26 protein-coding genes, 1 tRNA gene and 1 riboswitch are annotated in these 26,118 nt (G+C 70.7%); of the genes, 11 read left to right on the top strand and 16 right to left on the bottom strand.

What is annotated here, in order from left to right:
* Window positions 1-6 precede the first annotated feature (6 nt).
* Window positions 7-942, bottom strand: coding sequence for an AraC family transcriptional regulator (locus O7635_RS19675; protein WP_278081908.1), 936 nt, complete (start codon window positions 940-942; stop codon window positions 7-9).
* 153 nt (window positions 943-1,095) lie between these two features.
* Here O7635_RS19675 and O7635_RS19670 point away from each other — a divergent pair, with 153 nt between their 5' ends.
* On the top strand, window positions 1,096-3,477 hold the full coding sequence (locus O7635_RS19670) for a glycoside hydrolase family 44 protein (RefSeq protein WP_278081907.1): 2,382 nt from the start codon (window positions 1,096-1,098) through the stop codon (window positions 3,475-3,477).
* On the opposite strand, the gene O7635_RS19665 is transcribed toward O7635_RS19670, so the two are convergent.
* The 7 genes from O7635_RS19665 to O7635_RS19635 all read right to left on the bottom strand — a co-directional run bounded on the left by O7635_RS19665 (window position 3,474) and on the right by O7635_RS19635 (window position 7,167).
* Window positions 3,474-4,022, bottom strand: a complete 549-nt coding sequence (locus O7635_RS19665) for a histidine phosphatase family protein (RefSeq protein ID WP_278081906.1) — start codon at window positions 4,020-4,022, stop codon at window positions 3,474-3,476. The genes O7635_RS19670 and O7635_RS19665 overlap by 4 nt on opposite strands.
* 67 nt (window positions 4,023-4,089) lie before the next feature.
* Window positions 4,090-4,401 carry a hypothetical protein gene (locus O7635_RS19660; protein WP_278081904.1) on the bottom strand — a complete coding sequence of 104 codons (312 nt, stop codon included), beginning with the start codon at window positions 4,399-4,401 and terminating at the stop codon, window positions 4,090-4,092.
* Between the two features lie 76 nt (window positions 4,402-4,477).
* The gene (locus O7635_RS19655) at window positions 4,478-5,215 is read right to left on the bottom strand and encodes a DUF6193 family natural product biosynthesis protein (RefSeq protein WP_278081903.1); all 738 of its coding nucleotides are present in this window, start codon (window positions 5,213-5,215) and stop codon (window positions 4,478-4,480) included.
* 69 nt (window positions 5,216-5,284) lie between these two features.
* Window positions 5,285-5,701 (bottom strand): GyrI-like domain-containing protein, encoded by a 417-nt coding sequence (locus O7635_RS19650; RefSeq protein WP_278081902.1) that lies wholly within the window; start codon window positions 5,699-5,701, stop codon window positions 5,285-5,287.
* A gap of 118 nt (window positions 5,702-5,819) precedes the next feature.
* Window positions 5,820-6,293 (bottom strand): SRPBCC family protein, encoded by a 474-nt coding sequence (locus O7635_RS19645; protein WP_278081901.1) that lies wholly within the window; start codon window positions 6,291-6,293, stop codon window positions 5,820-5,822.
* Window positions 6,290-6,601, bottom strand: coding sequence for a metalloregulator ArsR/SmtB family transcription factor (locus O7635_RS19640; RefSeq protein WP_278081900.1), 312 nt, complete (start codon window positions 6,599-6,601; stop codon window positions 6,290-6,292). Before O7635_RS19640 ends, O7635_RS19645 begins: the two co-directional genes overlap by 4 nt.
* 17 nt (window positions 6,602-6,618) lie before the next feature.
* Window positions 6,619-7,167: a DinB family protein gene (locus O7635_RS19635; RefSeq protein WP_278081899.1), complete on the bottom strand. Its 549-nt coding sequence runs from the start codon at window positions 7,165-7,167 to the stop codon at window positions 6,619-6,621.
* Window positions 7,168-7,209: 42 nt separating this feature from the next.
* On the opposite strand from O7635_RS19635, the gene O7635_RS19630 reads away from it, so the two are divergent.
* The 3 genes from O7635_RS19630 to O7635_RS19620 all read left to right on the top strand — a co-directional run bounded on the left by O7635_RS19630 (window position 7,210) and on the right by O7635_RS19620 (window position 9,845).
* On the top strand, window positions 7,210-8,151 hold the full coding sequence (locus O7635_RS19630) for a WYL domain-containing protein (RefSeq protein ID WP_278081898.1): 942 nt from the start codon (window positions 7,210-7,212) through the stop codon (window positions 8,149-8,151).
* 6 nt (window positions 8,152-8,157) lie between these two features.
* The gene (locus O7635_RS19625) at window positions 8,158-8,736 is read left to right on the top strand and encodes a dienelactone hydrolase family protein (RefSeq protein ID WP_278081897.1); all 579 of its coding nucleotides are present in this window, start codon (window positions 8,158-8,160) and stop codon (window positions 8,734-8,736) included.
* 95 nt (window positions 8,737-8,831) lie between these two features.
* Window positions 8,832-9,845 carry a crosslink repair DNA glycosylase YcaQ family protein gene (locus O7635_RS19620; protein ID WP_278081896.1) on the top strand — a complete coding sequence of 338 codons (1,014 nt, stop codon included), beginning with the start codon at window positions 8,832-8,834 and terminating at the stop codon, window positions 9,843-9,845.
* Between the two features lie 59 nt (window positions 9,846-9,904).
* Here the strand turns inward: O7635_RS19620 and O7635_RS19615 are convergent, their stop codons facing one another.
* The 3 genes from O7635_RS19615 to O7635_RS19605 all read right to left on the bottom strand — a co-directional run bounded on the left by O7635_RS19615 (window position 9,905) and on the right by O7635_RS19605 (window position 12,406).
* Window positions 9,905-11,032, bottom strand: a complete 1,128-nt coding sequence (locus O7635_RS19615; RefSeq protein ID WP_278081895.1) for a VCBS repeat-containing protein — start codon at window positions 11,030-11,032, stop codon at window positions 9,905-9,907.
* Window positions 11,033-11,763: 731 nt separating this feature from the next.
* Window positions 11,764-11,835: transfer RNA gene (locus O7635_RS19610), tRNA-Val, on the bottom strand.
* 49 nt (window positions 11,836-11,884) lie between these two features.
* Window positions 11,885-12,406, bottom strand: a complete 522-nt coding sequence (locus tag O7635_RS19605; RefSeq protein WP_278085530.1) for a TIGR02611 family protein — start codon at window positions 12,404-12,406, stop codon at window positions 11,885-11,887.
* 294 nt (window positions 12,407-12,700) lie between these two features.
* Between O7635_RS19605 and O7635_RS19600 the strand changes: the two genes are divergently transcribed.
* Window positions 12,701-13,132, top strand: a complete 432-nt coding sequence (locus O7635_RS19600) for an SsgA family sporulation/cell division regulator (protein WP_089247988.1) — start codon at window positions 12,701-12,703, stop codon at window positions 13,130-13,132.
* Window positions 13,133-13,281: 149 nt separating this feature from the next.
* Here the strand turns inward: O7635_RS19600 and O7635_RS19595 are convergent, their stop codons facing one another.
* The gene (locus O7635_RS19595; RefSeq protein ID WP_278081894.1) at window positions 13,282-14,514 is read right to left on the bottom strand and encodes an endo-1,4-beta-xylanase; all 1,233 of its coding nucleotides are present in this window, start codon (window positions 14,512-14,514) and stop codon (window positions 13,282-13,284) included.
* A 184-nt stretch (window positions 14,515-14,698) separates the two neighbouring features.
* Between O7635_RS19595 and O7635_RS19590 the strand changes: the two genes are divergently transcribed.
* From O7635_RS19590 to O7635_RS19580, 3 genes are all read left to right on the top strand, one after another.
* A complete protein-coding gene (locus O7635_RS19590) occupies window positions 14,699-15,988 on the top strand; it encodes an extracellular solute-binding protein (protein ID WP_278081893.1) in 1,290 nt (429 codons plus the stop codon).
* 77 nt (window positions 15,989-16,065) lie between these two features.
* Window positions 16,066-17,004, top strand: coding sequence for a sugar ABC transporter permease (locus O7635_RS19585; RefSeq protein WP_278081892.1), 939 nt, complete (start codon window positions 16,066-16,068; stop codon window positions 17,002-17,004).
* 3 nt (window positions 17,005-17,007) lie between these two features.
* On the top strand, window positions 17,008-17,865 hold the full coding sequence (locus O7635_RS19580; RefSeq protein WP_278081891.1) for a carbohydrate ABC transporter permease: 858 nt from the start codon (window positions 17,008-17,010) through the stop codon (window positions 17,863-17,865).
* Window positions 17,866-17,880: 15 nt separating this feature from the next.
* Here the strand turns inward: O7635_RS19580 and O7635_RS19575 are convergent, their stop codons facing one another.
* From O7635_RS19575 to O7635_RS19560, 4 genes are all read right to left on the bottom strand, one after another.
* On the bottom strand, window positions 17,881-18,447 hold the full coding sequence (locus O7635_RS19575) for a hemerythrin domain-containing protein (RefSeq protein ID WP_278081890.1): 567 nt from the start codon (window positions 18,445-18,447) through the stop codon (window positions 17,881-17,883).
* A gap of 96 nt (window positions 18,448-18,543) precedes the next feature.
* Window positions 18,544-19,191: a lytic polysaccharide monooxygenase gene (locus O7635_RS19570; RefSeq protein WP_278081889.1), complete on the bottom strand. Its 648-nt coding sequence runs from the start codon at window positions 19,189-19,191 to the stop codon at window positions 18,544-18,546.
* Window positions 19,192-19,279: 88 nt separating this feature from the next.
* The gene (locus O7635_RS19565; RefSeq protein ID WP_278081888.1) at window positions 19,280-19,843 is read right to left on the bottom strand and encodes a hypothetical protein; all 564 of its coding nucleotides are present in this window, start codon (window positions 19,841-19,843) and stop codon (window positions 19,280-19,282) included.
* Between the two features lie 182 nt (window positions 19,844-20,025).
* On the bottom strand, window positions 20,026-20,817 hold the full coding sequence (locus O7635_RS19560) for a (2Fe-2S)-binding protein (RefSeq protein WP_278081887.1): 792 nt from the start codon (window positions 20,815-20,817) through the stop codon (window positions 20,026-20,028).
* 42 nt (window positions 20,818-20,859) lie between these two features.
* Between O7635_RS19560 and cobF the strand changes: the two genes are divergently transcribed.
* Genes cobF through cobN form a run of 3 tightly spaced genes read left to right on the top strand, consistent with a single transcriptional unit; the run spans window position 20,860 to window position 25,879 of the window.
* Window positions 20,860-21,603: a precorrin-6A synthase (deacetylating) gene (cobF, locus tag O7635_RS19555; RefSeq protein WP_278081886.1), complete on the top strand. Its 744-nt coding sequence runs from the start codon at window positions 20,860-20,862 to the stop codon at window positions 21,601-21,603.
* On the top strand, window positions 21,600-22,337 hold the full coding sequence (locus O7635_RS19550; RefSeq protein WP_278081885.1) for a cobalt-precorrin-6A reductase: 738 nt from the start codon (window positions 21,600-21,602) through the stop codon (window positions 22,335-22,337). The genes cobF and O7635_RS19550 overlap by 4 nt, the downstream gene beginning before the upstream one ends.
* Window positions 22,334-25,879 (top strand): cobaltochelatase subunit CobN, encoded by a 3,546-nt coding sequence (gene cobN / locus O7635_RS19545; RefSeq protein WP_278081884.1) that lies wholly within the window; start codon window positions 22,334-22,336, stop codon window positions 25,877-25,879. Before O7635_RS19550 ends, cobN begins: the two co-directional genes overlap by 4 nt.
* 58 nt (window positions 25,880-25,937) lie before the next feature.
* Window positions 25,938-26,064: riboswitch (cobalamin riboswitch) on the top strand.
* Window positions 26,065-26,118: the final 54 nt, after the last annotated feature.

Here is a 26,118-nt window from a genome sequence, read left to right as displayed (position 1 = left end):
GGACCATCATGCCTCGCCGGCGATCCGCGGCGCGGGCCGCCCGTGGAGATCTGCCGGCGAACCCCGCCGCTGGGTCGGCAGCACGCCCCGCGGCCCGGACCGTTGCGCGGCCCGGAACGCGCCCGGGCTGGTGCCGGCCTCGCGGTGGAAGAAGCGGCCGAAATTGGTCGGCTCCGGGAAACCCAGCCGGCGGCCGATGTCGGCGATCGGGTCCTCGGTGACCGCGAGCAGCCGCATCGCCTCGAGCGTCACCCGGTCGTCGATGACCTGCTTCGCGCTGCGTCCGGTGGCGGCCAGGCAGGCCCGCGTGACCGTGCGGACGGAGTAGCCCATCCGCTCCGCGTACTCCTCGACCCGCCGGGTCTGGGTGAAGTCCTTCTCGACCTCCAGACGGAACCGGACGTACGCGTCGTTGCGCTCGGCGGGCGCGCGGCCCGGCAGCAGCGCGATCCGCAGCAGCAGCACGGCGAGCTGATGGCGCAGCAGGCCGGCGGCGAGGGTCCCGGACTTGTGGCGCTGGCAGTCGACGACGAGCTGGCTCACCTCGTTGATGACGGCGTCCTCGTCCTCGCCGGCGAGCTGCCAGTAGGCGGGCCCCAGGCCGCCGTCGAGCAGCGCCGGGTCGTCGGCGACCTCGGCGACCGCGGCCGGCTCCCAGCAGACGACGATCGCGTCGAGGCCGGCGTTGCCACCGAACCGGATCACCTGGCCGGGCCGGACCCAGAGCAGGGTCCCAGGCCGGCACGGGTACGTGCGGAAGTCGATCTCGTGCTGACCGTGGCCGACCGTGACCAGCACGAGGACGTGGCTGTCGCACCGGCGTACCGCGGTCAGGTCGTGCTTTTCGGACAGCTCGCGGAGAGTGACCGTGCTGACGCCGGCCCAGCCGGGAGCGGGCGTCGCACCCGCGCCGCCTCCTGCTGGTTGACCGATTAGGGCCATCGCCCGACCGTAGTCGGGCCTGCGCGATCCCGCATCCCATGCGCCTCGTCCGAGGTAGCGGGAATCGACGTCGGTCAGTTAGTCTGCAGCGGTCCGGGCTGGGACCTCATCCTCTGCCGCCCGTTCGCGGGCCTTGACCGCCTTGGACTCCCTATGCGCCCGTTGCTCGCCGCGGTCCTGCTGGCCGCCTCCCCCACCGTCGCGGTTGCCGCCGCCGCCGGTCCCGCGCTGACGGTCGACGTCACCGCCGACCGGCACGCGATCAGCCCGTACGTCTATGGCATGAACTTCGCGGACGCCGCGCTGGCCGCCGAGCTCGACCTGCCGGTGCGGCGGTGGGGCGGCAACGCCACGACGCGGTACGACTATCGGTACGACACCACGAACCGGGCCAGCGACTGGTTCTTCGAGAACATCGCGGAGGAGAACGCCGCTCCGGGCGACCTGCCGGACGGGTCGTCGACCGACAGGTTCGTGGAGCAGGATCGTTCGACCGGCGCCGACACGATCCTTACCGTGCCGCTGATCGGGTGGGCGCCCAAGGCGCGTGACGGTTCGTGCGGCTTCTCGGTGGCGAAATATGGTCCGCAGCAACGGACGGACGAGTGGCGGCCCGACTGCGGCAACGGTGTGCGGCCGGACGGCACTTTCGTCACCGGCAACGATCCGCGGGACACGAGCGCGCCGGTGGGTGCGGCCTATGTGCGGGACTGGATCGGGCATCTGACGTCGAAGTACGGCACGGCCGCCGATGGCGGGGTGGCGTTCTACAACCTCGACAACGAGCCGGACATCTGGCACAGCACGCATCGCGACGTGCATCCGGTCGGGGCGAGCTCGGTGGAGTTGCGGGACCGGGCCTACGAGATCGGGGCGGCGGTGAAGGCGGCCGACCCGTCCGCGGCCACGTTGGGTCCTGTCGGGTGGGGCTGGACGAGCTGGGACTATTCGGGCCTCGACCAGGAGACGTGTGGCCGCACCGGCTGCTGGGCCTCGCCGCCGGACCAGTCGGCGCGCGGCGGGTTGCCCTTCGCGACGTGGTACCTGCAGCAGATGCGGGCCTATGAGGAGGCGCACGGCCAGCGGGTGCTGGACTACTTCGACATGCACTTCTATCCGCAGGCGAGTGGGGTGGCGTTCGGCAACGGAACCGATCCGGCGACCAATGCGTTGCGCTTGCGGTCGACGCGCGCCCTGTGGGATCCGACCTATGTGGACGAGAGCTGGATCAACACGCCGGTACGGTTGGTGCCGCGGATGCGGGAGCTGGTGGCGGCGCAGTATCCGGGTACGAAGACGGCGGTGACCGAATACAACTGGGGCGCGCTCGACCATGTGAACGGTGCGCTGGCGCAGGCGGACATCCTCGGCATCTTCGGTCGGGAGCGGCTGGACCTGGCGACGTTGTGGGCGCCGCCGGCGTCGTCCGACCCGGGGGCGTACGCGTTCCGGATGTACCGCAACTATGACGGCACCGGCGGTCGGTTCGGCGATGTCGGGGTGCGGGCGTCGAGCGCGGACCAGTCGGTGCTGTCCGTGTACGGGGCCGAGCGGTCGTCTGACGGTGCGCTGACGGTGCTGGTGGTGAACAAGAGCGGGGCTGAGCAGACGGCGCCGGTCTCGCTGGTCGGGCGTTCGTCCGGGACCGCCCGGGTCTACCGCTACGGCGCGGACAACCCCGCGGCGATCGTCCGGGCCGCCGACCAGCCGGTGGCGGGCTCGTCCTTCTCGGCGACGTTTCCCGCGGACAGCATCACGCTGTTCGTGCTGGACCGGCCGGCGGCGGACACGACCGCGCCGACGGCACCGGGCACTCCGGTCGCGTCGGCCGTCTCCCCGGACTCGGTGACGCTGTCGTGGCCGGCGTCGACCGACGACACCGGTGTTACCGGTTACGAGGTGTGGGCGCAGCACACCGACTACATCTACCGCGCGGCGACGTCTTCCGGCGCGTCGGTCACCGTGACGGGGTTGCAGCCGGCGTCGGAGTACCGCTTCACAGTGCGTGCACGTGATGCGGCGGGCAACCAGTCGCCGCCCTCCCCCGGGTTGACGGTGGTGACCGCGCCGCGCCCTGGCGCCGCCCCGTTGGCGGCGCGTTACCTCAACCTGGACTGGTCGCCGTCGGACAACCAGATCAAGCCGGGGTTGGCGCTGGACAACGCGGGGTCGACACCGGTGTCGCTGAACCGGGTCACGGCGCGCTACTGGTTCACGAGGGACGGTGGGGCGCCAACGGTCAACGCGTGGTGTGACTGGGCCGCGGTCGGCTGCGGCTCGGTGACCCGGCGGGTGGTCCCGCTGGCGACGGCCCGGCCGGGGGCGGACGCCTATCTGGAGGTGGGCTTCACCGCGGGCACACTGGCGGCGAACGCCTCGACGGGCCAGATCCAGCTTCGGCTGGCCAAGTCGGACTGGTCGCGGTTCGCCGAGGCCGACGACCACAGCTACCGCCCGAACGCCCCGGGCTACGACACCAACATCCGGATCACGGTCTATGTGGACGGCGTCCGCGTGGCCGGCACGGAACCCTAGGCTGCTGTCTCCAGGCGGTATTCCCAGCCTCCGGGCTGCCAGGTGAAGTCGGCGTTGACGGCGTCCTCGACCGGGACGCCGTTGACGACGTGTTCCAGGGCCCGATAGGTCGCCAGGTGACCGATCAACATGACGCGCCGACCGTCCCACCGCGACGGCAGATCAGCGAGCATGCCGGCCACCCTTCGCAGTGCCTGCCGGTGGCTCTCGCCACCGGGATAGGGCCGGTCGATGTGCTGGGCTCGACCGGCCTTCAGCCGGTCGCCCGGGGACCCGTTGAGCTCACCGAAGTCACACTCCCGCAGCCGCCAGTCGTAGAAGATCGGAATGCCGCTGCCCCCGAACGCGATCTCCGCGGTCTCGACCGACCGCCGCACATCGGAAGAGAACACGGCACCGATCCCGTCATTCTGGCGCCGCCGCCCCATCGCCGCCGCATCTTCGCGTCCCTGGGCGGAGAGCCGCCCGGGCAACCATCCGGTCGCGACACCGCGCTCGTTGTCCTCGGTCAGAGCATGCGTTTCGAGAACGATCTCTATAACCACCGCCCGAGGCTACGCGAACGCCGGTCTCGCGGCTGGTCACGGCCGGGGCATGCCGGGGCGCGCTAGATCATGATGCGATCGCCATCAGCGTCACTCCACACGCGGTAACGACGGCGGCGAACACCACGAGTGCCCAGCTCTTGATGAAGTAGGTCGACGCCGCCACGAGCCCGCCGACGATCGTCACGATCATTGGGACGGCTTGTCCGTCGTCGGTTGTGGAGCTGAGTGCCGCGGCGAAGCCGAAGAAGACGCACACGTTCGCGATGGCGTAGCGCAGGTTGCGGTATGAGGACCGCTGGAGATCCTTGACGGCCCCGCGATACGCCTGAACGTCCTGTTCCTGTGGGGCAGGGTCGGTTCCGCGCCGCGACCGCATCCTTTCAAGGTATCAACGAACGTCACCGTCCCGATACCTCCAGTGACGGACCGGTGAACGCCTGCCGTTTCGGCGGTCAGGCCTCGTATTTTCCAGCGACGGCCGGGCCGAGGTCTGCCGGGATGTGAGCAACGGCCAGCGCCACGGCCTCCGCGGCAGTGGCGGTCTCTCCGAGGATTTCGACATGTCGCCCAACCCGGAAGGTCGAGCGCGCACCATGCGCGCTGAGGTTGACCGGGCTGGGCGAGAACGGATATCCCGTGGTAGTGGAGAAGTTCAAGACGGAGTTGCTGGTGTACGGATACAGGCGCCGTAGTCTCGGGTCGTGGTAGGCCGCCTGGATCAGCGCTCGCTGGTTCGGCGAACCCGTCTCGTCAGTGCTTCGCAGAAGCCATTGCCATTCAGCCTCCACCACGCTGGCCGGGCCTTGCTCGACCACCTCGGCTCGACGAGTCAGCTCCACGAATGGCACCGCGCTTCTGATGTCGTGCAGCGGCACGCCGGCTCGCCAACTGTGCGCGGCTCGAACGACGTCGACCAGATCTCCGGTGCCACCGGCGATCAACCAGATGCCCTCCCCCCATCCTTGGACGTCAAAACGGCGTTGATCCCTGCGTCCGCTCACCGCAAGATCGTTGCGAACCGCAACTCCACTCGGGACGATTGCCGAGGTCAGCAGCGCGAGTGTGTCCGGCGATCGAACGAAGCCGAGTGACAGACCATGGCGAACCGCCCCGGCGTCGAGGGCGGCGGCAAGGCTGCCTGCGGCCGCCACCTCCGGGTACAGATCTTCGACCTCAGGATGGACTCGCACGCACGCATTCTGCCGGAACCCAGCACCAAGTCCTGGCCCTCGCGGATCCCCGATCGAACCAGCCGCGCGTCACGGCCCGGACAGCACCGGCATGAGGACGTCGATCCGGTCGTGGCGGCGGTAGCTTTCGATGCTGGGTCGAGTGGCGTCGCGCTCGCCGCGGCGCCGTAGCTCGTCGTGCGTCGGCGTTAGGAGGCTGTATGCCTCGGGTTGCGGTCCGCGTAGCGTCGCGCACAGATATGAACCGCCGGGGATCACCGCCGACTCCAGGCCCAGCGCCGAAGCGTCGTCACCGTCGCGGACCTGCACACAGCAGCGGTAGACGCCGGAATCGTCGAAAACGCCGAAGAAACGGCGACCGCGTAGCGATCCCACAATGGACTCAAGGCGATCCCAGGCCGGACCGATCTCGTCGGACTCGTCCCGGGCCGCGATGAACATGACTGGCGTGTCGGCCCGCTCGACCCGTCGCACCGGCGTCTCCATGCTCAGGAGGTTAGGAGAGGGGTACGACAAACTACTGCAGCCAGCCGTCGAAACGAACGCGCCCCCGTCCGAACGTGCGGACGAGGCGGCGCCCCGCCTCGCCCGCACAACGTAGCGGCTAGTCGAGCAGCGCCGCGTACCGCTTCAGGTAGAGCGGCCAACCTTCGTCGTGCGCGACGCCGTCGCGGACCGATTCCCAGCCCGAGCCGTGCCGGTCGAGGTTGCGGTGCTCCAGCTCCACCCGCGTCCGACCGGGCGACTCGGACACGAAACGGACCTCGACCTCACTCGTCGCCGACGGATCCGTCTCCACCTGCCAGCGCGGATTGATGTCCCAGCTGAAGACCACCCGGTTCGGCGGCTCGTACGCCAGGATTCGTGCCCATCGGCACTCGGTGCCGTCCTCCGCGCGGTCGTAGATGTTGCCTCCGACGCGCGGCTCGAAGACCGTTTCCACGATCGGGGCCTGCATCAGATTGTGCTCGCGCGGCTTGAAGTCGCCGAACCGCTCCGTGAAGACCGCGAACGCGCGTTCGATCGGCGCCTCCACGACGAGCTGCCGGCGGACCACCACGTCCGCTGCCTGTGTCATGACGTCTCCTCATTCTCGTCGACGACCTCCTGGTAGCCCTCCAGCGCACGGGCCCAGAACGTGTCGAGCTGGTCGCGCAGCGCGGCCACGCCCGCCGGGTTGAGGCGGTAGACCCGGCGCGTGCCGACCGCGCGGTCGGTGACCAGGCCCGCGTCCTTGAGCACCTTCAGATGCTGGGACACGGCGGGCCGGCTGATCGGCAACGTGTCGGCAAGCTCGCCGACGGCCTGCGGTCGCTCGGCCAGGGCCGTGACGATCGCGAGGCGGCGCGGGTCTCCCAAGGCTTCCCAGGCTTGGTAAGTGGCCATGAACGGTAAGCTACGACTTACCGAGCTTGGTCGTCAAGCGGATCCTCGCCGACCACCCCGTCGATCGACTCGCGGATGAGGTCGGCGTGGCCGACATGGCGCGCGTACTCCTCGATCATGTCGATGAGGTGGCGCCGCAGGCTCGCCCGGCGGCCGTCGGGCCACGCGGCCACGCCCAGGAGGTCGAGGCCGCCCTCGGCCAGCGCCGCGGCCACCAGTTCCCGCGCCCGCGCTACCGACGCCTCCCACCTGGCCATCAGCGACTCCGGCGGGTCCGAGGCGGCCGAGTGCCACTCCCAGTCCGGGTCCGCGTCCCAGTCGACATCGGCGAAGGGCGGGTTCATCGGACGGCCGAACAGCTTCACCGCGAACGTGTGCTCCTCGACCACGGCCAGGTGTTTGAGCAGGCCACCGAGGGTGATCGTCGACGGGCCGAGGGTGGTACGCAGGCCGGCGGCGTCGAGGCCCCCGCACTTCCAGGCGATGTAGCGGCGCTGCCGTTCGAGCGCGCCGAGCAGGGTGTCGAGTTCGTTGCCGGCGGCAGGTGGTTCCTGGAGAGGCGTCATGGGCAGGAGGCTAGAGCGGATCCCGGACGTAATACTTCCGGGATGCGAGACCTCAGTCCGACCGCGCGGGCGCTCAACGCGCTCGAGGCCATCCAGAACTCGCCAGGGATCACGGCCGAGCGGCTCGGGCAGCGACTCGGCGTGACGGAGCGGGCCGCCCGCCGCTACGTCGCGATCCTGCGCGAGGCCGGCATGCCGATCGAGTCGACCACCGGCCCGTACGGCGGCTATCAGGTCGGTCGCGGCCTGCGCCTGCCGCCGCTGATGCTCACCGCGGCCGAGGCGATGGGGCTCGTGATGGCGGTGCGGGAGGGCCACCCCGGCGCGGCGGACGCCACCGATCTCGTCGGCGGCGGGCTGGCCAAGATCCTCCGGGTGCTACCGCGCCAGGTGGTCGAGCCGATCCGCCCGCTGCGGCAGCGGCCGGCCGGCACCGACCCGGTGCGGCACGAGACCGTCGCCGAGCTGATCGAGGCCTGCGCGGCGGGCCGCCGACTGAGCCTGGGATACGCCCGGGTGCAAGGTGCCATGACCGTCGACCCGTGGGCCGTCGTGCTCCGGCACAGCCGCTGGTACCTGCTCTGCTGGTCGCCGGCGCGCGAGGCCGTCCGGGCACTGCGCGTCGACCGGATCACCACGGTCACACGGACCGCCGAGACGTTCGAGCCGCCGGCCGAGCTCGACGCGTTGCGTACCCTTGAAGATCATTTGGCCCGCGACTGGGATCATCGGGTCGAGGTGCTGATCGACGCGCCCGTCGCCGAGGTCCGCCGCTGGACGCCGCGCAGCCTCGGCCGGCTCGAGCCCGACACGGAGACGCGCACCCGCCTGCGGGCGACGACCAGCAACCCACAGTGGTACGCGCGGCAGCTCGCCGCCATGCCGATGCCCTTCACGGTCGTCGGCGGGCCCGAGTTGCGGGCGGCGGTCACGGCGCTGGGCGAGCGGCTGGTCAGCGCGGGGCGCGCCGGCCACCTAGAGTGAGGCAGCATGGCTGAGGTTGTGCTCTACCACCACTCGCAGGGACTGACGCCGGGCGTGCTCGCGTTCGCCGCCGAGCTCCGCGCCGCCGGACACACCGTGCACACGCCCGACCTCTACGAGGGCAACACCTTCGACACCATCGACGACGGCATGGCGTACGCCCGGAAGGTCGGCTTCGACGCCCTGCTCTCGGCGGGTGCGGCGGCGGCATCGGCGTTGCCCGAGGCGGTCGTCTACGGCGGCTTCTCGCTGGGCGGCATGCCGGCACAGCTGCTCGCGCAGACCCGCCCGGGCGCCCGGGGCGCGCTGCTCTACCACACCAGCGTTCCGCCGGCCGAGTTCGGCGGCGAGTGGCCGGCCGCGGTGCCGGTCCGGATCCACGCGATGGAGAACGACCCCTATTTCGCGGAGGAGGGCGGCGACATCGACGCGGCCCGGGCGATCGTCGCGGCCGCCGACGACGGCGAGCTCTACCTTTACCCCGGCGACCAGCACCTGTTCACGGATTCGAGCCTGGCGGCCTATGACGCCGACGCCACCGCGCTCGTCGTGCGGCGGACGCTGGAGTTCCTCGCGGGCCGGTGATGACCGTCCACAAGCTATCCATTGAGGACGCTCGTCGGATCGCCGTCCGGGCTCAGCTCCTCGACGCGACCCGGCCGACGTCCCTTCTGGACCTGGTGCGACATCTCACCTTGCTCCAGATCGACCCGACGGCGGCCGTGGCTCCGACGGCCGACCTGGTCGCCTGGAGCCGCCTCGGCGCGACCCATTCGCAGGCGGACCTGGTGTCGGCGCTGGCGAAACGGTCGCTGGTCGAGCTGTGGGCGACGATCCGGCCGGCGGAGGACGTCACGTTGTATCGGGCGGAGATGACGGCCGCACGGGGAGACGCCGCGGCTGCGTGGCAGCAACGCCGCCGTGAGTGGCTGACCGCCAACGACGCCTGCCGGCGCGACATCCTGGCCCGGTTGGGGGCGGAGGGCCCACTGCCGTCGCGGCTGTTGCCGGACACCTGCGCCGTACCGTGGCGGTCGACGGGCTGGACCAACGACCAGAACGTGATCCGCCTCCTGGACATCATGTCGGTCCTCGGCGAGGTAGCGGTGGCCGGCCGCCTGGGCCGCGAGCGGCTGTGGGACCTGGCGGAGCGGGTCTATCCCGACGACCCGCCGGTCCCGCTGGAGGAGGCCCTGCGCCGCCGCGACGCCCGCCGCTTGACGGCGCTAGGCATCGCCCGCGCGAAGACCACGAAGGTCCCGATCGAGCCGTACGACGTGGGTGCGGCCGGCGAACCCGCGGTCGTCGAGGGCGTCAAGGGTACGTGGCGGGTGGATCCGGTCTACCTCGATGGACACTTCGCCGGGCGTACGGCGCTGTTGTCGCCCTTCGACCGCCTGGTCCACGACCGCCGGCGGTTGCTGGAGCTGTTCGGCTTCGACTACGGCCTGGAGATGTACAAGCCGGCCGCGAAACGCCGCTGGGGCTATTACGCCCTCCCGATCCTGCACGGCGACCGCCTGATCGGAAAGCTCGATGCCACGGCCGACCGCAAGGCCGGCGTCCTGCGCGTCGCCGCGATCCACGAGGACGAACCGTTCGACGGCGCCACTGCTGCGGCGGTCGACGAGGAGATCGCGGGCTTGGCCACCTGGCTGGGTCTGGAGGTCCGCCACGACCGCGAGGCGGCGTGACCCGCACGAAGCGCCCGGCGGATCCCGGGCGCTTCGTCGGTCGGCGGGCTTGCCAGCGTTCAGCCGGCCGGGAAGTACCAGAGGATGTCGCTCAGGCCGTTGGCGTTCGGCACGACGATGTCGTCCCGCCCGTCCCCGGTGAAGTCATCGACCACGGGCGGGCCGGGAGTACCGGGCGTGGCCAAGGTGGCCGGAGTCTGGAAAGTGCCGTCATCGTTGCCGAGCATCACCAGCACGCCGTAGTAGCCGCCGCCGAACGCGAGATCCGCGCGACCGTCGCCATCGAAGTCCCCGGCGGCGGCGGTCCGCTCACCTTGGCCAAAAGCGAGCGTGCGCTCCTCGGTGAAGGTGCCGTCGCCGTTGCCCGCCAGGTAGAGGGCGTCGCTCCACTCGGACCCCGGTACGACCGCGTCGACCCGACCGTCGGCGTCGAAGTCGGCGAGCACGGCCGGGCTGCGCGGAGTCGGCAGTTCGTGCCACACCCCGGGCGCGAAGGTGCCGTCGCCGGCGTTCAACCAGGTCACCACCCGGCCGTAGCCGCCGCCGGTCGCGACCAGATCGGTGTGGCCGTCCCCGTTGAGGTCGGTCCCGGCCAGCCCGTCGTTGGCGGTCGGCTCGGCCGCCAGCGTCACCCCTGGTGTGAACCGGCCCCGTCCGTCATTGCGCAGCACCTGCACCTGTTCCCGCCCGGCGAGGGTCAGCGCGAGGTCGACGTCCCGGTCACCGTCCAGGTCGGCTGGCACCAGGTTCCGGGGGAAGCTGTTGGGGGCCAGGTCGATCACCCGGGGCACCCGAAATCGGCCGTCGCCTCGACCACGGGCGACCACCACCTGATCGAGCCCGATGTCGACGACCGTGGCGACCAGGTCCCGCCGGCCGTCACCGTCAACGTCGGCGAGCGCGACCGAGCGGGGCGCGCCGCCGAGGGCCACCACGGTCCTGCTCCGGAAGCCGGTCGCCCCGCGGCTGAGCAGGATCGAGACCCGGTCCGCGTCCGGGTGCGCGACCGCCAGGTCGGCCCGGCCGTCGCCGTCGAGGTCCCCGGTGGCCATGGCGCCCGGCACACCGCCCGCCGCGACGTCGACCGGCGGGCCGAAGGTAGCGGGCCCGGCCATGGCGGCGGTCGGTGTGACGGCCGTCAGCAGTGCGACGGCCAGAGCCGGCACTCCGAGCGATCGAATTCGCATAGGTGATCCTTCCGCGTAGACCCGGCCCGGTCCCTCCCCGGCCTGAGCACGGCCCAGCCTCGCGCGCGGCGGGATAAAGCCGGGTTAAGCCCGTGCTAACCCGCCGCCGGTTCTTCAGCGTCTTCGATGGCTCCGACGTCCACGGCTGCTGCTTGCAGGTCCGCGATGGTGACGACGCTGCCGCGCTGGGCCTGGACTCGACGTCGATTCGGCGGATCCGGATGTACGCCCTCCACGTAATGAAGTCCATGGTGGACGGCGGCGCGACCAGCCTCTCGGGCACAAGCTCACGACAGCCGGCCGGAAGGGTGGACGGATTCACGCGATCTGCGAGGACGAGCCATTCACGCCCGCGAACGCGGCGGTCGTCAACGAGGAGATCGCACGACCGCGGGACCGTGATCGAGTTGCCGTTGGAGTTAGAGAGTGTTGCGGATCAGGTAGACGCCGTTGCGGGGTGGGAGGAACAGGCCGACGTCCCGCCCGGTCGGTGACCGCACGCGGCAGGCAAGCAAACGCGTGCCAACCTCACCCCAGGCTCGGCCCGACCCCCAGCTGGCGGCCACCCCTCGCCGCAGCAAGCCGGCAGCAGAGCAACCACCACCACCGTGGGGCACCCGAGGCTCGACGCAGCAACCACCACCGTGGGGCCCCCGGGGCTCGGCCCCGGGGCAGACATGACAAGCGCCCCAGGTCCGCGCACTCCGCGGACAAGGGGCACCTGAAGCTTGTGGGCGATACTGGGATCGAACCAGTGACCTCTTCGGTGTGAACGAAGCGCTCTCCCGCTGAGCTAATCGCCCTCAGCGCGCACGACAATACCCGATCCCGACACTGCCGTGCACACCGGCCTCACCAACCGAAGTAGTTCCGTGTCTCCGTGATCAGGTCGATGTCGAAGCTGACGCGTACCGAGGCCCAGACGATGAAGGCCACGAAGACCAGCCCCACCGCGCCGATTACCGACCGTAACGGCCACGGTTGGCGGCCGATCCAGGAGGTCCAGGCGCGGACGTTGCGGCGGGTGAAGGTGAGGAGCTTTTTGGCCCAGGTGAACTCCAGCGCCCAAATGGCCAGGCCACCGATCACGATGAACCAGCCCGGGCCGGGTAGCGGTATGAGCAGAATACCCAGAGCGACCACCGCCAGGCCGGCAATCGCGACCGAGATGCGGAGGATCATCCGTCCGGTCGGGTTTGCCCGGATCAGCTCCAGAGTCTCGCCGACGCGACCACGATGGGGGCGGGATGTGCTGGAAAGGTCCGTAACCGCCCCGGATTCCGAATTCTCGGGCGGGCTACCCCGATCGAGCGTCACCCCGTGCTCCTCCCCGGTGGTCGCCGCCAGCTCCGGGCCGCTGCCCATTTGCTCCATTGAGGATGGTTTCATCGCCCAATCCACTCCGGCTCCGCTTCGGCCCGTCACTCAACGGGACCGCTCGACGTTACCGAACTGAGTCGACGTCTGAGCTACCCGACGCCGGACGGTGCCCAGTACCACAGCAAGTCGGGCATTATACGCAATTTGCCGGGCTTGTAATGCAATAACGCACCGTCTTCCCACTACTGGGTGAGATCAGCGATTGACGGAGCGTAAGTAGGAGTATCACCTGAGTATGGGAAACGCGGGGCAAGCGCGTCCCGCAGCGGTGCCGGGGGGAGAACGTACATGAGTGTCATCCGACCGACGACCGTTGAGGTCGAAACCTCACTGCGGCTCGTCGCACCAGACGCCACCGCTCTGCCGGTGCGCGCCAGCCTGCGCTACGACCCAGCCGACCCGTACGCGGTCCACGTCCTGTTCCACGCGGATTCGGCCGGCGGCGAGGCGGTGAGTTGGTCGTTCGCCCGTGAGCTGCTCGTCACGGGCCTCGACGAGCCCGCCGGCATCGGCGACGTCCGGGTCTGGCCGTGGGCCACGCCGCGGGGCGACTTCGTCGCACTGGCCCTCTCGTCACCCGACGGGAACGCCTTGTTCGAGGTGCCACGCAGCGTGCTGGTGCGGTTCCTGCGACGGACCTACGTCGTCGTCCCGCGCGGTCGCGAAACCGACCACCTGGACGTCGACGCGGCGGTCAACCGGCTGCTGGCCGGCCGATAGAACACCGAAAGAAAGCGCCGCGCGGGGATCTGCCGACTCCGCGCGGCGCCTTCTTTTGCCGTGCTACGGACGCGCGCCGGCGGCGATCGCACGCCATGATCCGAAGAAAACGACAACGGTGAGTGACGACCAACTGCTGGGCGGGCCGCCTACTCCGCGAGCCGGAGCGTCACCGGCGTCGCCGTCGCGTCAACGGTGAAGGGCGCCGCGCGCCCGGCGCACCGGAGAACGTAATCCCCGTGGTAGCCGCGTACCACCAGGCGCCCGGCTCCGTCCGTCCGCCGCACGGTCGGCGAAAGCCACCACTCGCCCTTCACCAGTCCCCGCAAGGCGTCGTACGCGGGCTTCGGCGTGCCATCGGCCCGGACGAGACCGCAGGGCGCGCCGAGCCACGCGCCGTCGTCCGTGATCCCCCAGTAGGTGACGGCCTCGACCGCGGGGTGCGCGAACAGCGTGCGGTAGTGCCGCACGATCTCGTCGGCCTGTCGCCGCTCCCCCTCGGGCGTCGAGGGCCACGACACCGGACGGTAGTCGTTGAGATCCTCGATCTCCGGTGGCATGAGCGGGCCGGAGACCAGCGTGGTCTCGGTCAGGTGCAGCGGGAGCCCGAACCGGGCGAACCGATCCAGGATCGCCAGCGTCCGCTCCTCACCCCAGTAGCCCTGGTGCATGTGACTCTGCAGCCCGATCGCGTCGATCCGGACGCCCGCCTCGAGGACACCCTCGATCAGGCATTCGTACGCCGTGGTCAGGTCGAAGTCGTTGATCACCAGGGTGGCCCCGGGATCGGCCGCCCGCGCCTCCGCGAACGCGAGCCGGACGGTCGCGATCCGCCCCCGGTCCCACGCCAGCCGGGTGATCGCGTTGCGGCGCCGCTCGTTGCGGAACACCGGCATGATCACCGCTTCGTTGACGGCGTCCCAGGCCCACACGACGTCGGCGAAGCCGGCCACCTCGCGCCGGATGCGCTGCCGGACCGCGGCCTCGACCTGGTCGGTGGTCAGCTCGTGCAGCCACTCCGGGCTCAGCGTGTGCCACACCAGCGGGTGGCCCTTCACCCGGCAGCCGCGGTCGACGAACCACGTCGCGGCCCGGCGTAGCCGCGCGGTGTCGGGCCGACCGGGCCGCGGTTCGAACGGACCCCAGTAGAACGGCAGCGTCGCGGTGTTGAAGACGTCCAGCCACAGGTCGGCCAGCCCCGCCAGGCCGCCGCCCGCCTCCTCGTTGGCCAGGGGGACGAGGTCGAAGCCGATGTTGCCGAAGGCAAACGCGTGGGCGCGCTGCTCGACGACGACCTCGTCGTCGCACACCGGCCGTCCATCGACGTCGAGCACGGTGACCAGGACGTCGCCGAGGCGATGACCGAGGTGGTCCCCGGTCACCTCGGGCCTCCGACCAGGACCGGGCGGCCGCCGCAACTTCCACAGATAATTTCGGTGCGGATTCGGCTCATGTACCGCCAGTTTCCGTCCACGCGTACATCTTGACATGCACATGGATCTGTTCCTAGCTTGAGCGTCATATTCCGGAAACACTCCGAAACTTTCGGTTCCGAGGGGTGACTGCATGGCACCTAAGAAGACTTTCGCGATGGCCGCCGTGGTGGCGTTGGCCGCCGCGAGCCTGGCCGCGTGCGGTAGCGGCGACGACGACAGCGGCAGCTCCGGCGGCAACGTCACGATGCAGCTGTGGATGAATGCCACGACCGGCCCGGGCAAGGCGTTCTGGGACAAGGCGGCCGCCGACTTCCACGCGGCCAACCCGAACGTCACCATCAAGATTCAGTCCATTCAGAACGAAGACCTCGACGGCAAGCTACAGACCGCGCTGAACTCAGGCTCCGCGCCGGACATCTTCCTGCAGCGGGGCGGCGGCAAGATGGCCGCGATGGTCGAGGCCGGCCAGCTCAAGGACATCAGTGCCGACATCACCGACGCGACCAGGCAGGCGGTCGGCGAAGCGGCGCTGCAGACGGGTCAGGTCGACGGCAAGTCCTACGCCGTCCCGATCTCGATCCTTCCCGGTGGTCTCTGGTACAGCAAGAACATCTTCGAGAAGGCCGGCGTCACGGCGGTCCCGACGACGATCGACGAGCTCAACGCCGCGGTGACCAAGCTCAAGGCCAACGGCACGCCGATCGCCCTCGGCGGCAAGGATGCCTGGCCGGCCGCGCACTGGTACTACTTCTTCGCGCTGCGCGCGTGCAGCCAGTCGACGCTCGAGGCCACGGCCAAGAGCAAGACCTTCGACGACGCTTGCTGGACGAAGGCCGGCGAGGACCTGAAGGCCTTCGCCGACACCAAGCCGTTCAACGACGGGTTCCTGACCACCTCGGCCCAGCAGGGCGCGGGAAGCTCAGCCGGCCTGGTCGCCAACTACAAGGCGAGCATGGAGCTCATGGGCGCCTGGGACCCGGGCGTGATCGCCTCGCTGACGAAGGACCAGAAGCCGTTGCCCGACCTGAGCTTCTTCCCCTTCCCGGCGGTCCCCGGTGGCCAGGGCGACCCGGCCGCGATCATGGGCGGCGCCGACGGCTACTCGTGCTCGGAGGGCGCGCCCAAGGAGTGCGCCGACTTCCTGAACTTCCTGCTGACCAAGGACCTGCAGGAGGCCTACTACAAGGGCTTCAACGCGTTGCCGGTCAACAAGGACGCGCAGGGCGCGGTCACCGAGGACTACCTCAAGGCGGTTCTCGACGCCTACAACAAGGCGCCGTACGTCTCGCAGTGGCTGGACACGGTGTACGGCCAGAACGTGGGCAACGCCCTCAATGTCAGCGTCGTGGATCTGCTGGCCGGCAAGGGTGACGTCGCCGGAATCATCAAGGCAGTGAACGAAGCAGCCAAGAAGGGCTGAGGGGTAACGCGACGATGAGCGACGGCGCAGCGGTCACACAGGATGCGCCCGGCGGTCGCGTGCGGAGCGGAGGTGGCGTGCAGGCGCCACCTCCGCCCCGTCCCCGCCGGCGTGGAATCGGTTGGGCCCAACGTCTGGAGATCGCGGCGCTGTCCGGTCCGGCGATCCTGATGTTCCTCAGCTTCGTCATCTTCCCGGTCGTCCTGGCCGGGTACTACGGCTTCTACCGGTGGAAGGGCTTCGGGGTCCCGACGAACTTCGTCAACCTCGACAACTACAGGACCATCCTGCAGGACAGTGCCTTCCTGTCGGCCCTGTGGCACAACGGCCTGATCGTCGTGCTGTCGCTGGTCATCCAGGGTCCGATCGCCATCGCCCTGGCCCTGCTGCTCAACCAGCGCATACGCGGCCAGTCGGTCATCCGGGTGCTCATCTTTGTCCCGTACGTCATCGCCGAGGTCATCGCCGGCACCGCCTGGAGCCTGCTGCTCCAGTCCAGCGGCGCGGTCAACGGCGTGCTCCGGTCGATCGGTCTCGGCGGGTTGGCCGAGGACTGGCTGGCCAATCCCAAACTCGCCATCTGGACCCTGATGGCGATCCTGACGTGGAAGTACATCGGCTTCGCGGTGATCCTGTTCCTGGCCGGGATGCAGAACATCCCGGAGGAGCTGTCCGAGGCGGCCGCGGTGGACGGCGCGTCATATTGGCAGACCCAGCGGCGGATCACCCTGCCGTTGCTGGGACCGACGATCCGGATCTGGGCCTTCCTGTCGATCATCGGCGCGCTGCAGCTGTTCGACCTCGTCTACATCATCTGGGGCCAGTACGTCGCGTCGACGGCCGGCACGTCGACGATGGTGACGTACATGGTCACCGAGGGCCGCAACGCGGGCAACTTCGGCTACGGCAACGCGGTGGCGGTCGTGGTGTTCTTCATCTCTCTGCTCATCGCCCTCGTGTACCAGCGCTTCGTGCTGCGCCGGGACACCGAGGGCGCGCTCACCGAAGGACGGTAGGACATGGCCACACTCAGTGCCGCCCGGCGCCGGCCGCGGCGGGACACCCGCTGGGGCAGCCCGATCGTCTATCTCGTCGCCCTGATGCTGATCGGTCTCATGCTCGGGCCGGTCATCTACATCATCCTCGGCGGCTTCCGCACCAACTCGCAGATCACCGTCGACCCGGCCGGCCTGCCGAGCCCGTGGGTGTTCAGCAACTACACAGACGTGCTGGGCGGCGAGACGTTCTGGCGTCAGGTCACCAACTCGACGATCGCGGCCGTCGCCACGACGGTCGGCGTCGTCACGTTGGGCGTGATGGCCAGCTACGTCCTGGCCCGCTACAAGTTCCGGGGCCGCGGCGCGATGTACGCGCTGTTCGCCTCCGGGCTGATGTTTCCCATCACGGTCGCGATCACGCCGCTCTACATCCTCGTGAAGAACCTGGGCCTGGTGAACACGCTGCCCGGCGTGATCCTCCCCCAGATCGCCTTCGGGCTGCCCACGACCGTCATCATCCTCGTGCCGTTCCTGCAGGCGATCCCCAAGGAGATCGAGGAGGCGGCGGCCATCGACCGGTGCAGCCGGCTCGGCTTCTTCTGGCGGATGGCGCTGCCGCTGTCCGTGCCGGGCCTGATCACGACCGGGATCCTGGCGTTCATCGGCAGCTGGAACAGCTATCTGTTGCCGCTGTTCCTGCTGAACGACCAGGAGGCGTTCACGCTCCCGCTGGGGGTGCAGGCGTTCGCGTCGCAGTACTCGGTCGACACGGCGAAGGTGCTGGCCTTCACGTCGCTGTCGATGATCCCGGCCCTGGTCTTCTTCAGCCTCTTCGAACGCCGGATCGTCGGCGGCCTCACGGGCGCGCTCAAGGGGTGACGAGACCGAAGATGGTCAGGCGTCCCGGGACTGTCGCCAGTCGCGTACCGCGTCCCGGGCTTTGTCGACAATCGCCACCGGCGGGCCGGCCAGCAGGTTCGTCACCGGGTTCTCCCCCGCCGCCGGGTGCGGCCGGGTCGGCGCGATCGCCTCGGCGGCCTCCACCGCCTCGGCCATCCGGCGCAGCTTCTCGGGAGAGTGACGGCGGCGCAGCGCCGGGAACTCGTCGCGCTCCTCGTTGAGCGCGTGTGACAGCACACCGTCCTCGAAGTCCGCGAACCTGATGTCGAACTTCGGGTGCTCGACCCCCAGGTCGTAGAGGTCCGCCAGCACCTGCTTCGCCTCGGCCTCCTCGCGCAGCCGGGCGTCGACCACCGCGTCGTCGCCGTCGCCGCGGGCCGCCGGGTGCACGACCTGCTCCTCGGCGCTCTCGTGCACCGCCAGCAGCCGCACCAGCTCCTGGAAGGCCTCGCGCTTGCGGTCACCCGTGCTCGAGCGCACCAGCGTGAACAGCGCCCTGATCTCGTCGTGCTGCGCGCGGAGCAGGTCGACGACGTCCCGCTCCTCATCCGTTGCCGTCACGACGCTGGAGATACCACTGCGCAGCGGCGGCAAACCTCCGGCCCAGGACAGCGCTGCCCTGGGCCGGAGTGCAGGCACGGCTCCCGCGTTCGTTGGTCAGGCGATGTTGATGTCGCTGCACCACATGTAGGTCTGGTCCATGTGCGACGCCTTCCAGATCACGAAGAGCACGTGCGGGCCGGAGCGTCCGGAGACCGAGACGTTGAACGAGATGTTCTGTGCCGGCGCGTACCGACCGGTCGTCGCCACCAGGTCGAGGTTGCCCCACCCGACGCTCTGGGTGGCCGGGTTGAACCCCGGCTTGGTGACGTAGACCCGGAAGTAGTCAGCGCCGTGGCTGGCCTGGTCGTACAACTGGGCCGTGAAGTTGGTCCCGACATTGGTCCGCTTCCAGGCGCCGGGCTGGTTGAGCGTGTTGTTCCGGGACAGGGCGTTGCTGCACAGCTGCCCGTCCGGGGTGCGGGCCTGGAACTGGCCGGCGAGGCCGTCCCGCAACGCGCTCATCCAGTTCCACATGGTGTCGGGGTTGGCCTGGAAGGCCGCCCAACACATGGGGTCCTGCTGTTGCATGGCCGGGTTCATGTGCTGGCTGCCCCAGGTCTTCCAGCACTGGTAGGCCCTACTCTGCGGGTTGATGATCGTGCCGTGGGCCTGGGCCGCGCCGGCCCAGGGCAACATGCCGACCACGATGGCGGTCAGCAGGACGAGCGCCCGAAGGGCCGGGCGGGATCTACGTGGATGCACTGTTCATCCTCCGTTCTGATGAAACGGTCGGAATGGGAGCGCTTCCATCGACTATGGCATCGATGGTGATAAATAGCAAGGTAACGGGTCAAAGTCCCGCCGCGGCGTCGTACCGGCGGCGCAGGTCGGCCATCTCCGACTCGGCCAGCGCCTCCTTCGACGCCAGGTCCGCGTACGCGGGCGGGAACATCTCCCGCAGCCGGTCCACGAACTTCACCTCGGCCGTCGCCTCGACGACCTGGATGCCCGGCGGCTCGGTGGCCATGTCCATGATCACGGGGCCGGCCAGCTTGACCGCGACGTCCCAGGGACGCTTGGCCTCGGCGACACCGCAGAGATGGAAGCCATAGACGGTACGCACGTCCGCCAGCGCCGTGACCGAGGCCGGCTCGTAGCCGTAGACGTGCACCCCGCAGACCACCGACGCCGCCACCGCCGACTGGCCAGGGTGCCCGGCGTGGTGGTGCTGCCCCGGATCGGCCTGCTCGAGCGTCGTGCGCATCCGGCTCAGGATCTGCCCGCGCAGGTCAGCCGGCTGCGCCTCGGACGTGTTGGCCAGCACGGCGGCGCCGGCCGACACCGCCAGCAGGACGACCGCCACCCATACGAAGCGGTTGCGGTGCCACCCCGCGAATGTCTGTCTGGAAATCATGGTCACCTCGTCGCCGATCGTGAAGCGTTGGCCGACGGGACCGCGAAGCCCGTCGTCGTGGAGGTGGCCCGGCACTGGCCGTGATCAGCACGGTTGCCCCCGTGCTGCGGCGATGCGAGCCATTCCACCACGTCTGCCCCGGCACGGGCAACATTGATGGTTTTCGAAATAAAAGAGGGGGCTCACCCCAGTAGCGCGGCCCACTGCTCGCGGCGGTCCGCGTCCGAGGTGAGCACGCAGTCCGCGCAGGTGCCACCGCCCGGGATGCGGTAGTAGAGGCAGCAGTTCGCGCGCACCAGGAAGCGCCGCGGGTCGGCCGCCGGGCGGACGACCGTGCCGGAGCCGGCCAGTGGCGGCAGCGCGAGCGCATGGTCGAGCACCGCGCCCGCCCGGGCCGCGTGGCGCGGCATCGTGTCGGCGAGGACGCCGGCCGCGCCGGCCAGCGCCGACGCGACGTTGCCCCACAGCACCTTCGGCGAGAGCCGGAACTCGGCCCGGAAGAGCTCGAGCAGCGGCGTCACCGTCTCCGCCAGCGGAACGGTGACCAGCATCGACGCGATCTCCGCCGGCGCCGCGCCGGCGGTGGACACAGCCGGCACCGCCCCGTAGGCGATCGGAACGGGCCCCGCCGCGACCGGCCGCCACCACAGGTTGGCCCGGCTGGGCTGCGGCAGCGCGCCGCCCGCCACCGCCGCCCCGTACGGCGGCGACAGCAGCCGGGACGCCACGCCCATGAAGTAGATCGACGCCACCACCCGCGCCGGCACGTCGTCCGAGGACAGGCCGAACGCACCGACCAAAGTCGACCGTGCCACCGCGACCCGGTCCCGCGCCACCGACGGCGTCAAAAGGTCGGTGAACGGCCGCCAGGACGCCGCCGGCGACCACGCCTCCCAGGCGAAATAGGGTCCGATCGCGGCGGCGGCGGCCAGCGCCGGAGCGGCGGCTGCGGCGGTGGGGCGGGGCGGCGGCACGCGTGCGAGCCTAAACCCATCGATGGAGCACACTTGGACCCCATGCGCGAGGTGCTCGTCATCGGAATCGGGGCCGGCGACCCTGACCAGCTCACCATCGAGGCGGTCAAGGCGCTCGGCCGCCTCGACGCCGCCTTCCTCGTCGACAAGGGCGACGAGAAGCGCGACCTGACCGACCTGCGCCGGACCATGCTCCAGGAGTACGCGGCCCGCGCCCGCGTCGTCACCGTCGGCGACCCGGAACGCGACCGCACCGCGCGCGCGTATCCGGGCGCGGTCGACGACTGGCGCCGCCGGCGGGCCGCCCTCTTCCGCGACCTGATCCGCGACGAGCTCACCGAGCACCAGACCGGCGGCTTCCTGGTCTGGGGCGACCCGGCGCTCTTCGACAGCACGATCGCCTCGCTCGAGGAGATCCACGGCGTCGCTTTCACATGTCGGGTCATCCCCGGCATCTCCAGCGTCAGCGCGCTGGCCGCCCGGCACGGGATCACCCTCAACCGCGTCGGCCGGGCCGTCCAGATCACCACCGGCCGCCGGCTGGCCGAGCACGGCCTGCCCGACGGCGTCGACGACGTGGTGGTGATGCTCGACGCCCGCAACGCGTACCGGACCGTCGATCCCGACGTGGACATCTACTGGGGCGCCTACGTCGGCACCGACGACGAGATCCTGCGCGCCGGCAAGCTGGGCGAGATCAGGGACGAGATCGACGAGGTACGCGCGGCGGCCCGCGCCCGCAAGGGCTGGATCATGGACACCTACCTCCTCCGCCGCCGCGGATGACCACCACGGTCCTCGTGCTGGGCGGCACCACCGAGGCCCGCGCGCTCGCCACCCTCCTGCACGGAGACGAGCGCCTCACCGTCGTCACGTCCTGGGCCGGCCGCACGCGCGAACCGCGCACCCCGCCGGGCGGGACCCGCATCGGCGGCTTCGGCGGCGCCGAGGGCCTCCGCGCGTGGCTGGCCGCCCATCGACCGGCCGTCCTGGTCGACGCCACCCACCCGTTCGCCACCACCGTCAGCGCCCACGCCGCCGCCGCGCACGGCACACCGAAGCTGCGCCTCCTGCGTCCAGGATGGACCGAGCAGCCCGGCGACCGCTGGCACCGCGTCCCCGACCTCGACACCGCCGCCGCCGTCCTGCCCCGGCACGGCGCCCGCCCGTTCGTGACCACGGGCCGGCAGCACCTCGCCGCGTTCGTCACACTCGGCATGCCGATGCTGGTCCGGTGCGTGGACCCACCGACGGAGGACCTTCCGCACACCGTCGAGGTGCTCCTCGACCGCGGCCCGTACACCATCGACGGTGAACGTGAACTGTTGCGGAGGCATGCGATCGACGTCGTCGTCGCCAAGGACAGCGGTGGCGATGCCACCCGCGCCAAGCTCGACGCCGCCCGCGAGCGCGGCATCCCGGTCGTCCTGGTCGACCGCCCGCTGACCGTCGCGATGCCCACTGTCGAGACACCCGAGGCGGCCGCGGCACGGGTCCGCGAACTAGTCTCCGACGCGTGACGTTCGTACTCCTCTCGACCGCCGACACCGACCTGCTCGCCGCCACCGCGGCCGGCGCGGGCTGGCGCGTGGCGAACCCGGCCCGCCTGACCACCGAGGACCTGCCCGCCCTGCTCGACGGCGCCGACGGGGTCGTGTTGCGGCTCCTCGGCGGCCGCCGGGCCTGGCCCGAGGGGGTCGACGCGGTGCTCGCGGCCGGCCTCCCGGTGGTCGCGACCGGCGGCGAGGCGGTTCCGGACGCCGAGCTCACCGCCCTGTCCACCGTGCCGGCCGGCGTGGTCGCCGACGCGCAGCGCTACCTCGTCGCCGGCGGCCCGGCCAACCTGCTCCAGCTGCGCCGCTTCCTGGCCGACACGCTGCTGATGGCCGGCGAGGGCTTCGCGCCCCCGGTCGAGTTCCCGGCCTACGGACGCCACGGCGAGGCCCGCGCGAAGACCGGCCCGACGATCGGCATCGTCTTCTACCGCGCCCACGCCCTGGCCGGCAACACGGAGTTCGTCGACACCCTGGCCGCGGAGGTGGCGAAGGCGGGCGGCACACCACTTCCGGTGTACGCCTCGTCCCTGCGCTCCGCCGAGACCGGCCTTTACGAGCTGCTGGACGGCTGCGACGCGCTCATCGTCACGGTCCTGGCCGCCGGCGGCACCAACGCGGCCGACGCGAGCGCGGGCGGTGACGACGAGGCCTGGTCGGTCGATGCGCTGGCCGCCCTCGACGTCCCGGTGCTGCAGGGCCTGTGCCTCACCACCACCCGCGACACCTGGCAGCGGTCGGACGCGGCCCTGACCCCGATGGACGCCGCCATGCAGGTGGCCATCCCCGAGTTCGACGGCCGGCTCGTCACGGTGCCGTTCTCGTTCAAGGAGCCCGGCCCCGACGGCGTCCCCGTCTACCGCGCCGACCCCGAGCGCGCCGCCCGGGTCGCCGGCATCGCCGTCCGGCACGCGCGCCTGCGGGAGATCCCCAACAGCGAGAAGCGTTTGGCGATCGTGCTGTCGTCGTACCCGACCAAGCACTCCCGCGTCGGCAACGCCGTCGGCCTCGACACGCCGGCCTCCGCCGTCGCGTTGCTCGCGGCGCTCGACGCGGCGGGTTACGACGTGGGCGACGTGCCCACCGACGGCGACACCCTGATCCACACGCTGATCGCCGCCGGCGGCCACGACGTCGAGTGGCTCACCGAGGACCAGCTCGCCGCCGCGCCCGTCCGCGTGCCCGCGGCGACCTACCGGCAGTGGTTCGCCGACCTGCCGCCGGCGCTGCGGGACGCCCTGACCGCGCACTGGGGACCGCCGCCCGGCGAGCTCTACGTCGACGGTGACGACATCGTCCTGGCCGCCCTGCGCTACGGCAACGTCACGCTGATGATCCAGCCGCCGCGCGGCTTCGGCGAGAACCCGATCGCCATCTACCACGATCCCGACCTGCCGCCGTCACACCACTACCTGGCCGCGTACCGCTGGCTCGCGTCCAACGTGGACGCCGTCGTGCACCTCGGCAAGCACGGCACCCTGGAGTGGCTGCCGGGCAAGGGGCTCGGCCTGTCGGCGGAGTGCGCCCCGGACGCGGTCCTCGGCGACCTCCCGCTGGTCTATCCGTTCGTGGTCAACGACCCGGGCGAGGGCACCCAGGCGAAGCGGCGCGGCCACGCGACGATCGTCGACCACCTGGTGCCGCCGATGGCCCGCGCCGACACCTACGGCGACATGGCGAAGCTCGAACAGCTCCTCGACGAGTACGCCACCGTGGCGGCGCTCGACCCCGCCAAGGTGCCCACGCTGCGGGCCCAGATCTGGACGCTGATCCGCGCCGCCGAGCTACACCACGACCTGCACACGAGCGAGCAGCCGGGCGACGACGAGTTCGACGACTTCGTGCTGCACGTCGACGGCTACCTGTGCGAGATCAAGGACTCGCTGATCCGCGACGGCCTGCACGTCCTCGGCGCGCCGCCGCAGGGCGAGGCCCGGACCAACATGGTGCTGGCCATCCTGCGGGCGCGGCAGGTCTGGGGCGGCCGCCGCGGCGCGCTGCCCGGCCTGCGCGAGGCGCTCGCCGCGCACCTCGGCCTCGACGACACCGCGCTGGAGAGCGACGCCCTGGAAGATGTCGCCCGCCGGCTGGTGGTGGCCATGGAGCAGCGCGACTGGGCGCCCGGCGAGGCGGCGGCCGCCACGACCGAGACCCTGGGCCGCGCCCCCGACGCGGTCGTCGAGGTGCTGCGGTTCGCCGCCACCGAGGTGGTGCCCCGGCTCGCCGCCACCACCGACGAGATCGCCGCCGTCACGCACGCCCTCGACGGTGGCTACGTGCCCGCCGGCCCGTCCGGTTCACCTACCCGCGGTCTGGTCAACGTGCTGCCGACCGGCCGCAACTTCTACTCCGTCGACCCCAAGGCGATCCCCTCCCGCAACGCCTGGGACGTGGGCCGCGCCCTCGCCGACTCGCTGCTCGCCCGCCACCGGGAGGACACCGGCAACTGGCCGCCGCTGGTCGGGCTGACCGTCTGGGGCACCAGCGCGATGCGTACCCAGGGCGACGACATCGCCGAGGTGCTCGCGCTGATCGGGGCCCGCCCGGTCTGGGACGACGCGTCCCGCCGGGTCACCGGCTTCGAGATCGTGCCGCGCGCCGAGCTGGGCCGGCCGCGCATCGACGTCACCGTGCGCATCTCCGGCTTCTTCCGCGACGCGTTCCCGCACGTGATCGCCCTGCTCGACGACGCGATCGCGGCCGTGGCCGAGCTGGACGAGCCCGACAACTTCGTCCGCGCCCACGCCCTGGCCGACCAGGCCACGCACGGCGACTGGCGGCGGGCCACCACCCGGATCTTCGGTTCCAAGCCGGGGGCGTACGGCGCGGGCCTGTTGCCGTTGATCGACGCCCGCAACTGGCGCGACGACCGGGACCTCGCCGAGGTGTACGCGGTCTGGGGAGGCTACGCCTACGGTCGCGGGCTGGACGGCCGGGCCGCGCGCGGCGACCTGGAGACGGTCTACCGGCGGATGGCCGTGGCGGCCAAGAACGTCGACACCCGCGAGCACGACATCGCCGACTCCGACGACTACTTCCAGTACCACGGCGGCATGGTGGCCATGGTGCGCTCCCTGCGCGGCAGCGACCCGGCCGCGTACATCGGCGACTCGCACCGTCCCGACGACGTCCGCACGCGCTCGCTCGCGGAGGAGACGAAGCGGGTGTTCCGGGCACGGGTCGTCAACCCGCGCTGGATCGAGGCGATGCGCCGGCACGGCTACAAGGGCGCGTTCGAGCTCGCCGCGACGGTCGACTACCTCTTCGGGTACGACGCCACGGCCGGCGTGGTCGACGACTGGATGTACGAGCAGCTGGCGGCCGCGTACGTGCTGGACCCGTCGGTGCGCGAGTTCCTCGACAAGTCGAACCCGTGGGCGCTGCGCGGCATCACCGAGCGGCTGCTGGAGGCGGCGGAACGCGGTCTGTGGGCCGCGCCGGCGCCGGAGACCATCGACGCGTTGCGGGCGGAGTACCTGCGGACGGAGGGCGATCTGGAGGGGGCGTGATTCCCCTCCCTTTGACGCGGCCCGCCTCGGTGGGTCAGCATGGGCAACGAGCGGTGCGGAGGAACCCGGTGCGATTCCGGGGCGGTCCCGCCACTGTCACCGGGGAGCGAACCCTCACCCGATGGTCACGGCCCGCAAGGGTTGGAAGGCCGAGGGGAAGCGTCGATCCGGGAGCCAGGACACTCGGCCGCTCGCCGTCGAACCATCGCGGGCGTGGACACCCGCGGAAGGGATTGCGC

Origin of the sequence: Asanoa sp. WMMD1127 (assembly GCF_029626225.1) — a bacterium.
Taxonomy (GTDB): Bacteria; Actinomycetota; Actinomycetes; order Mycobacteriales; family Micromonosporaceae; genus Asanoa.
Note: the sequence above shows the minus strand (reverse complement) of the source record. Positions and strands in the feature narration are given on the sequence as shown.

Bases quoted from the DNA above. Each gene is read 5' to 3' on its own strand.
- O7635_RS19660 (WP_278081904.1), bottom strand. From the start codon at position 4,401: ATGCGGTCGCGGCGCGGAACCGACCCTGCCCCACAGGAACAGGACGTT.
- O7635_RS19675 (WP_278081908.1), bottom strand. From the start codon at position 942: ATGGCCCTAATCGGTCAACCAGCAGGAGGCGGCGCGGGTGCGACGCCC.
- O7635_RS19550 (WP_278081885.1), top strand. From the start codon at position 21,600: ATGACCACCACGGTCCTCGTGCTGGGCGGCACCACCGAGGCCCGCGCG.
- O7635_RS19650 (WP_278081902.1), bottom strand. From the start codon at position 5,701: ATGGAGACGCCGGTGCGACGGGTCGAGCGGGCCGACACGCCAGTCATG.
- O7635_RS19600 (WP_089247988.1), top strand. From the start codon at position 12,701: ATGAGTGTCATCCGACCGACGACCGTTGAGGTCGAAACCTCACTGCGG.
- O7635_RS19605 (WP_278085530.1), bottom strand. From the start codon at position 12,406: ATGGAGCAAATGGGCAGCGGCCCGGAGCTGGCGGCGACCACCGGGGAG.
- O7635_RS19645 (WP_278081901.1), bottom strand. From the start codon at position 6,293: ATGACACAGGCAGCGGACGTGGTGGTCCGCCGGCAGCTCGTCGTGGAG.
- O7635_RS19670 (WP_278081907.1), top strand. From the start codon at position 1,096: ATGCGCCCGTTGCTCGCCGCGGTCCTGCTGGCCGCCTCCCCCACCGTC.
- O7635_RS19565 (WP_278081888.1), bottom strand. From the start codon at position 19,843: ATGATTTCCAGACAGACATTCGCGGGGTGGCACCGCAACCGCTTCGTA.
- cobF (WP_278081886.1), top strand. From the start codon at position 20,860: ATGCGCGAGGTGCTCGTCATCGGAATCGGGGCCGGCGACCCTGACCAG.
- O7635_RS19580 (WP_278081891.1), top strand. From the start codon at position 17,008: ATGGCCACACTCAGTGCCGCCCGGCGCCGGCCGCGGCGGGACACCCGC.
- O7635_RS19590 (WP_278081893.1), top strand. From the start codon at position 14,699: ATGGCACCTAAGAAGACTTTCGCGATGGCCGCCGTGGTGGCGTTGGCC.
- O7635_RS19630 (WP_278081898.1), top strand. From the start codon at position 7,210: ATGCGAGACCTCAGTCCGACCGCGCGGGCGCTCAACGCGCTCGAGGCC.
- O7635_RS19615 (WP_278081895.1), bottom strand. From the start codon at position 11,032: ATGCGAATTCGATCGCTCGGAGTGCCGGCTCTGGCCGTCGCACTGCTG.
- O7635_RS19625 (WP_278081897.1), top strand. From the start codon at position 8,158: ATGGCTGAGGTTGTGCTCTACCACCACTCGCAGGGACTGACGCCGGGC.
- O7635_RS19640 (WP_278081900.1), bottom strand. From the start codon at position 6,601: ATGGCCACTTACCAAGCCTGGGAAGCCTTGGGAGACCCGCGCCGCCTC.
- O7635_RS19635 (WP_278081899.1), bottom strand. From the start codon at position 7,167: ATGACGCCTCTCCAGGAACCACCTGCCGCCGGCAACGAACTCGACACC.